The sequence below is a fragment of the Cupriavidus sp. FW305-26 genome, from assembly GCF_058787975.1.
Genome location: NZ_JBYTAH010000131.1, coordinates 1 through 7,663 on the forward strand (window position 1 = coordinate 1; position 7,663 = coordinate 7,663).

Genomic DNA, 7,663 nt, shown 5'->3' on the forward strand with positions numbered 1-7,663 from the left:
CGGCATGAGTCCGGTCGAATACCGGCGCCACCTTGGAATCGCAACTTAACTCAGTCCAAGAATTCATCCGCACCCCCGAACCGGACATTACCGCTTAGCCGCTACACTCTATGCGCGCATAATAAGTGTTATGTTAAATCAAGAAGGTTGCGCCGCTGGCTGGAGCAAGCGCTGCGTGCAGTCAGTGCTCCAACGCAAAAGTGTGCACGAATTCGTCGGATTTAGCCCCGAAAGTGACTCTGTGATTTCTTTTGAGACCTCGTGCACATCATTGCGCAATAGGTCGACGCCTCTGCATTCCGTGCATGCCTTTCTGCCTCCAACGCACTTGTATAACGTGCGAGAATCCCTATAAGCATGATTCCTGTAGACGTCCGGTGGGCTCCGATTCGAAGATGCCTCGCCCGTCTAGACCTTCGATGCTGATATTCCTGGATACCGAGTTCACCAATCTCACTAAGCGAAAATTGATCAGCATCGGGATGGTGTCGGAGGATGGCCAGCACGCTTTTTACCGAGAACTACGGGATTTCGATCTCGATAACTGCAGCCGTTTTGTACGAGCCAACGTTCTACCCCTGCTCGGGCGTTTCCAGGATGCGGCCGTCGATCGTGCAAAACTCACAGATGACCTCAGACAGTGGATCGACACCCTTCCCCGCAGCTTAACCATTGCCTGTGATAGTGACTGGGATTGGGAGATCCTTTGTGAGATCGTAGGAAATCCACTCCCGGCAAACATCTCCGGACGATTTGATCTGCGTCCGCTCATTGACACGACCGTTTTCCACAAGGCCGTGTGTCGCTACCACGATGATTCTCATCAACCGTGGCACCACGCTTGGCATGATGCGCATGCTCATCGTTTTGGTTGGCTGGCGTGGAACGATACGCGGAGACGCGCGAAGCTGTAAAAAGTGGCCAACTCGCTATCAAGATCAAATGCTCGGTCCTCAGGTTCCGACGGCAGTGTCGCGCATCACCACAACGCCCGGATCGCAATGATCGTGGCTCGCCTGGTTGGCTTCCTCTTCCTTTTCAAATTCGGCGGCTTCCGCCAAGTTCGGCGTGTAGCCTACGTCACCATCCTTCGGGCAAACCTGGTAGCTGCGATCGAGTGGGCCCATGATCAGTGTTACCCACCTCGTCGTTAGCCCAAGGACTTTATCGATAAGTTGGGAAACCTGTTCCGTAGTGTCAACGACTGAACTGGGCTCTGTTGCAAAGATTCCCGAGCGAAAATCCTCCAGAAGCTCTTCCAGCATCTCGTGGATGTAATAGATCGCCCCGTCCCCTTCAGTCGATAACCCAGCCGCGGTCAGCAGTCCCCGGTAATTCATGAGCTGAACTAGGCGCTCAACTCGAATGCACCCATCTTGGTATGAAATCATTTGCTTTATCTCCCCAAGGGTGCCCTTTTCCGCTGTGTATATTCGTTGGCGCTGCACGCCGCTTGTCTACTCTAGCTTTCCCTCATCTTGCAAGGCTGCTATTTCGACAAGGTCAACTGCCCAGAAAAGTCGTTTGTGTACGCGCTCTATGATGCATCAAGGTTCTCACGCAATGAACTAAGACAGATGTTGATAGAGCTAGGATTGATATCCTCCGGCTCACGTTAGCTCCCACCATGAGTCAAAGGGACTGCGATTCCTGCTGACTCGAGCTTTTGACTCCGCAGCCGTTACCCAGTTCGAAAGTTGGGTGGAGACTGAGACGTGCAAAGAAGGCTTGAGGATGGAGACTGCCCAAATCCGTGATCGAATGGCGCCTCCCGGCCATGAGCGGCCAGTGGCTTTCTACGATGCAACGGCCGAATCTGTACAGCTAACAGTCATCCACAAGGTATGAGCGCACCAATAACCACCACGGCTGTCCCTCAATTGCCCAGCCTATCAAGACCATAAGAAGCTCATTTGACGGCACAATCAAGGGCTGAGATTTCGCCAGAGCGAACCAGTCGGTCGTCACGTTAAACCCTAAAGTAGGTCACCTCCACATCTCCAGCCGTCGCGGCGGCACACATAGCCGAAGACTGCGAAAGGACGTGCTCCGCGAAGAAAAGCGCCGTGGCGATCTTGGCGGCGTAGAAGTTCGGATCCTCGGCCGATTTTGCATCTGCAGCGAGCATCGCCCTGGCCAGTTGCCAGCCGGAAAATACGATGCCGCACAGCTTCAGGTACGGCACGCTGCCGGCAAAGACCGCGTTCGGATCAGCCTTGGCGTTGGCAACGACAAATTCCACCACGGCTTCCAGCGCGGCGCGGCCCCTGGCCAGCTGCGCCTGCACCGCGGTGAAGGCAGCGCCGCCGTGTTGGCCCAGCGCGGCTTCGGTTTCCACAATCTGCGCACAGATAGCGCGCGCGACGGCGCCGCCGTCGCGCACGGTCTTGCGGCCGACCAGGTCGTTGGCCTGGATCGCCGTAGTGCCCTCGTAGATCGGCAGGATGCGAGCGTCGCGGTAATGCTGCGCCGCGCCGGTTTCCTCGATAAAGCCCATGCCGCCGTGCACCTGCACGCCGAGGCTGGTGACATCGATCGACAGTTCGGTGCTCCAGCCCTTCACCACCGGCACCATGAACTCGTAGAACGCCTGGCTCTGCCCGCGCACGGCTTCGTCGGGATGCTGGTGCGCCGCGTCGCTGGCGGCCGCGGCCACGTAGGCCACGGCGCGCGCGCCTTCGGTCAGCGCGCGCATGGTCATCAGCATGCGCTTGACGTCAGGGTGGTGGATGATGGTCACCGCCTCGCGCGCCGAACCATCGACCGGGCGGCTCTGCACGCGCTCGCGCGCAAAGGCCACCGCCTGCTGGTAGGCGCGTTCGGATACGGCGATGCCCTGCATGCCGACCGAGAAGCGTGCCGAGTTCATCATGATGAACATGTACTCGAGGCCGCGGTTTTCTTCGCCGACCAGCATGCCGATCGCGCCGCCATGGTCGCCGAACTGCAGCACCGCCGTGGGGCTGGCCTTGATGCCCAGCTTGTGTTCGATCGAGACGCAATGCACGTCGTTGCGCGCCCCGGTGCTGCCATCGTCATTGACCAGGAACTTGGGCACGATGAACAGCGAGATGCCCTTCACGCCTTCAGGCGCGTTAGGAGTGCGGGCCAGCACGAGATGCACGATGTTCTGCGCCATGTCGTGCTCGCCGTAGGTGATAAAGATCTTGGTGCCGAACACCTTGTACGTGCCGTCGCCCTGCGGCTCGGCGCGGGTGCGCACCGCGGCCAGGTCCGAGCCCGCCTGCGGCTCGGTCAGGTTCATGGTGCCGGTCCACTCGCCCGAGATCAGCTTGGGCAGGAAGGTGGCCTTCTGGGCGTCGGAACCTGCCGTCAGCAGCGCCTCGATGGCGCCGTCGGTCAGCATAGGACAAAGCGCGAATGACAGGTTCGCCGAGTGCAGCATTTCGTGACAAGCAGTCGCGATCAACTTCGGCAGCCCTTGACCACCGAACTGTTGCGAATGTTGAATTCCCTGCCATCCGCCTTGCGCGAATTGCTGGAAGGCCGGTTTGAACCCCGGCGTCGTGATCACCTCCTCTTCCTGCCACCGGCTTGGCTCCAGATCACCGACTCGGTTTAGTGGTGCAACTACTTGCTCGCTAAACTTGGCAGCCTCCTCCAGGACAGAGTATGCGGTTTCCCGTGAAGCCTCCTCAAATCCAGGCAGTCTATTGATAGCCTCAAGACCGGCTAAGGTGTCCAAGACAAAAAACATTTCTTTAAGAGGAGCACGGTACGTCATTGGCTAGTGTCCCTAAATGAGCGAATTTGAGCGAAGTGCAAGAAGGCTGGGGGCTATTGCCTGGAGCATGACCAAGACATAGCCAAGGAAGTGCGTCACCTATGTCCTCATCAGGACAGCGCATGCGTCTTACGATTGCGGATGGCCTCATAGCGCATCGCGTAATGCCATCCCAGGTCGGCTGTCGGTCCGGCCTTTCGGCCAGTCTCGACGGCATCCGCAGCGGCAGCGTTGCCTTGCCGTGCCCTCTCTGCAATACCAAACATAATGGCGGCCAACCTGAACAGGTTGTAGGCAATGTAGAAGTCCCAGTGCTCGAGACCCGCACTGCCGTTGGCTTCGGCATACCACTGCAAATATGTCTGTTCGCTCGGGATACCGAGGCCTGCGAAGTCGAGATCAGCGATACCGCGCCACAGCGATGAAGGGATGTGCCAGCTCAGGCAATGATAGGCAAAATCGACGAGCGGATCTCCCAGCGCGGACAACTCCCAGTCCAGCACCCCGATGACCCTGGACTCGCTCGGGTGGAAGACCAGATTGTCAAGGCGGAAGTCGCCATGGACGAGTCGCGTCTCCTCGACCGCGGGGATGTTCCTTGGGAGCCAGCTCATCAGCGCTTGCATGGCGGAACTTTCGAGCGCGCCAGTGGCGCGGCTCTGGCGCGTCCATCCGGCAATCTGACGCGCCAGGTAGTTACCGACAGGACTGTAGTCGGCAAGCCCTACGGCCTGGACATCGATGCGGTGCAGCGCTGCCATCACGCGATTCATCTCCGCGTAGATGGCACTCCGCTCGGCGCTTTGCATACCCGGCAGCGATTGGTCCACCATTACCCTGCCATCGAGGTACTCCATCAGGTAGAACGGGCTGCTAACCACGGACAGGTCTTCGCTGTACAAGTACACGGCGGGGACGGGCACATTACTGCCCTGGAGCGCGCTCATGACGCGAAACTCGCGGTCGATGGCGTGCGCCTTGGGCTGGATGTGCCCGGCAGGCTTCATCCGCAGCACGTAGCGGTGTGCACCGGAGGAGACCAGGAAAGTCGGATTGGACTGGCCACCGGTAAGCCGGGTGGCAGTAAGCGATGCCTGGTTGATCAGCCCGCGCGCGTGGAGCAGCCGGGCCAGCGCGTCCCAATTGCGGTAAGTCGTATCGTTCATTGGACTGTCCTTTGGCTGGTGTGGGAAATCGCGTGACGCATCAGAGCGAGCTGACCAGATGCCCGCCGTCGACGGGCAATACGGCGCCGGTGATGTAATCGGATGCCCCCGATGCCAGCAGCAGCAAGGCGCCATCAAGCTGGGAGGGCTGTCCCAGGCGCCGTTGAGGAATCCGCCGGACCATCGCTTGCCCGCTGGCCGTGTCGAAGAAGGCGCGATTAATCTCCGTAGCAAAGTACCCCGGCGCTAGTGCGTTGACGCGGATGCCATGACGCGCCCATTCCAGTGCCAGCGATTGCGTCAGGTGGATCAAACCGGCCTTCGCGGCCGTGTATGCGGGAACCTGCTGCGCCACCCGCAGACCCAGAATGGAAGCGATATTGATGATGCTGCCCTGCCGGCCAGCTTCGCGCATCTGCTGCGCGGCGTACTGCGCCACACGCCAGGCGCCGGTGAGGTTGGTATCGATGACCCGCGCCCAATCCTGCTCGCTGGTCTCTAGCGCGGGCCCGGTGGTTGCAATGCCAGCACTGTTGACGACGATGTCCACAGTTCCCCGCGCCTGCTCGGCCTGGAAGAACGCGCCGGATACGGAATCGGGGTCACACGCATCCAATTGCACAACACATCCGTCTGCGCCCATCGCCCGGATCTCTGCCAGCAAGCGCTCCCCTTCGGCGAGTCGGCGGCCGGCAAGCACTACGCGGCATCCAGCGTTTGCCAAGGTCAGCGCGAAGTGGCGGCCAAGCCCGCCGAATGCGCCGGTCACAAGTGCCACTTTGCCCTCCAGATCGGGAAAGACAGGTTGTGGACGAGGTGGGGAAGCCATATTTGCAGTCTCCTTCGACGCGGTTGTCGGAGCGCAGGTTAAGCCATCACGTCTGGGAAGCCAGCCACCCGAACGGGGAGGCACCTCACAATGCCCCCGGGGGCAACCCTCAGGATGCCCGGTGCCTCCCCTATTGGGGGGCTGGAAAGCCGTGCCACGGCGCTTACGCTGGCAGGCATCCGGCGTCCCTGGCGCTGCATGCAAGTCATGACGCATGCTGCCCAGGCCGCTGCCACAACGATCAAGGAGCTCCTCCGTGACACGGCCTACCCCAATCCACCGCACGCCGTCGGCGTATGCCTATCCGCTGCTGATCAAGCAGCTCCTGCACGCGCCGCTGGCGGTCAATCCGGAACAGGAAATCGTCTACCGCGGTCAGGTGCGGCACAGCTACTGGACCATGCGGCACCGAATCGGCCAACTGGCCAGCGGCCTGCAATCGCTCGGCATTGCACCGGGCTATACGGTGGCAGTCATGGACTGGGACAGCCACCGCTACCTCGAAAGCTACTTCGGCATCCCCATGATGGGGGCGGTGCTGATGACGGTAAATGTGCGCCTGTCGCCGGAACAGATCGCCTACACACTGAACCACGCTGGCGTTAGGCTTCTGATGGTCCACGCCGACTTCCTGCCGGTCGTAGCGGCAATCCGCGACCAGCTGGAATCCGTCGAGTGCCTGGTGCTGATCGGCGACGACACGCTCTCTCTCGAGAGCGCGCCGTTGGCCGAAGGCTTTGTCGCCGAGTACGAAACGCTGTTGGCCGCTTCGCCACCAGACTATCCCTTTCCCGACTTCGACGAGAACGCACGGGCAACTACCTTCTATACGACCGGCACCACCGGTTTGCCCAAGGGGGTGTATTTCAGCCATCGGCAGATTGTTCTCCATACGCTGGCGACCATGGCGGCACTGACCAGCGCGCCAACTCAGGGACGCGTGCATCGGGACGATGTCTACATGCCGCTGACGCCGATGTTCCATGTGCATGCGTGGGGAATGCCCTTCGTGGCAACGGCGCTTGGTATGAAACAGGTCTATCCGGGGCGCTATGCTGCGGACCAACTCCTTCAGCTGGTGCAGAGCGAGCGCATCACCTTCTCCCACGGAGTGCCTACGCTGCTCAACATGATCCTGTCGCACCCGGATTCGGCCGCGGTCGATCTGAGCGGCATGAAGATTATCGTGGGCGGGTCGGCGCTGCCCCGCGGCCTGGCGCAGGCCGCCATCGACCGCGGCATCGACGTGTTCACCGGCTACGGCATGTCGGAGACCTGCCCCATCCTCACACTGGCGCAGGTGAAGACCTCGCTGCTTGGCAATGCCACCACCGAACTCGACGTCCGCACCAAGACAGGCTTGCCGGTTCCGCTGGTCGACCTGCGCATCGTCGATGACGAGATGCGCGACATTGCGCACGATGGCAAGGCCAGCGGCGAAATCGTGGTCCGCGCGCCATGGCTCACGCAAGGCTATTTCGGCAATGCGGCGGAGTCCGAGCACCTGTGGGCCGGTGGCTACCTCCATACCAACGACATTGGCTCGATCGACAGCGATGGCTATTTGCAGGTCACCGACCGCATCAAGGATGTGATCAAGAGCGGTGGCGAGTGGGTGTCGTCACTGGAGCTCGAAGACCTGATTTCGCGTCACGCCGCGGTGAGCGAAGTGGCGGTTATCGGCATCAAGGATGCGCGGTGGGGCGAACGCCCGCTGCCGTTGATCGTATTGCGGCCGGGACAGTCGGCCGGAGCAGAAGAGATCCAGGAGCATCTGCGCGATTTCGTCCGCCGTGGCGCGATCTCGAAGTATGCGGTGCCGGAACGGGTGCTCTTTGTCGAGGCGATCGAAAAGACCAGCGTGGGCAAGATCAACAAGCGCCTGCTCCGCGACAAGTACCAGGCCGCCCCGCCCCCCTCCCC

General features: G+C 60.6%; 6 protein-coding genes. 2 read left to right on the forward strand and 4 right to left on the reverse strand.

What is annotated here, in order from left to right; genetic code table 11:
* The first annotated feature begins 419 nt into the window (after positions 1-419).
* Positions 420-914 (forward strand): 3'-5' exoribonuclease, encoded by a 495-nt coding sequence (locus AC3WQZ_RS34950; RefSeq protein ID WP_011617160.1) that lies wholly within the window; start codon positions 420-422, stop codon positions 912-914.
* 39 nt (positions 915-953) lie between these two features.
* Here the strand turns inward: AC3WQZ_RS34950 and AC3WQZ_RS34955 are convergent, their stop codons facing one another.
* The 4 genes from AC3WQZ_RS34955 to AC3WQZ_RS34970 all read right to left on the reverse strand — a co-directional run bounded on the left by AC3WQZ_RS34955 (position 954) and on the right by AC3WQZ_RS34970 (position 5,740).
* Positions 954-1,391: a hypothetical protein gene (locus AC3WQZ_RS34955; protein WP_492302097.1), complete on the reverse strand. Its 438-nt coding sequence runs from the start codon at positions 1,389-1,391 to the stop codon at positions 954-956.
* 578 nt (positions 1,392-1,969) lie between these two features.
* On the reverse strand, positions 1,970-3,745 hold the full coding sequence (locus AC3WQZ_RS34960) for an acyl-CoA dehydrogenase (RefSeq protein ID WP_492302098.1): 1,776 nt from the start codon (positions 3,743-3,745) through the stop codon (positions 1,970-1,972).
* Between the two features lie 110 nt (positions 3,746-3,855).
* Positions 3,856-4,911: a phosphotransferase family protein gene (locus AC3WQZ_RS34965; RefSeq protein WP_010809347.1), complete on the reverse strand. Its 1,056-nt coding sequence runs from the start codon at positions 4,909-4,911 to the stop codon at positions 3,856-3,858.
* A 40-nt stretch (positions 4,912-4,951) separates the two neighbouring features.
* The gene (locus AC3WQZ_RS34970) at positions 4,952-5,740 is read right to left on the reverse strand and encodes an SDR family NAD(P)-dependent oxidoreductase (RefSeq protein ID WP_492302099.1); all 789 of its coding nucleotides are present in this window, start codon (positions 5,738-5,740) and stop codon (positions 4,952-4,954) included.
* 214 nt (positions 5,741-5,954) lie between these two features.
* On the opposite strand from AC3WQZ_RS34970, the gene AC3WQZ_RS34975 reads away from it, so the two are divergent.
* The coding region (locus tag AC3WQZ_RS34975) for a fatty acid--CoA ligase (RefSeq protein ID WP_492302100.1) at positions 5,955-7,663 on the forward strand (1,709 nt) is incomplete at its 3' end.